This is a genomic window from Chryseobacterium sp. SIMBA_038, assembly GCF_046535115.1.
Classification (GTDB): Bacteria; Bacteroidota; Bacteroidia; order Flavobacteriales; family Weeksellaceae; genus Chryseobacterium.
This window is the reverse complement of record NZ_JAWRXH010000438.1, coordinates 1-236: the sequence shown is the minus strand read 5'-3', so window position 1 is coordinate 236 and position 236 is coordinate 1. Positions and strand designations below refer to the sequence as shown.

General features: G+C 39.0%; 1 pseudogene. It reads right to left on the bottom strand.

The window, feature by feature from the left end:
• A pseudogene (locus SB689_RS24185) lies at window positions 1-236 on the bottom strand (HlyD family secretion protein); the annotation flags it as partial.

Genomic DNA, 236 nt, shown 5'->3' with positions numbered 1-236 from the left:
ATTGTTGTCTTGTCACCGCTTCTGCCGTCAAAAGATTTTTATATCGGTTTAAGTTTTGTTCAGCATTCCAAAGTCTTGCTTTTGCTCCTGCAATATTAGACTGCATCACATTGATATTGTTGGATACTGTATTCACAGAAGAACTTGTAGCAGACTTTTGAGCCATTGCGTTTTGATAAGCCGCTTCAGCCTGTCCCAGTTGGGTTAAAATCTCACGATTATCAAGAATAACCAAG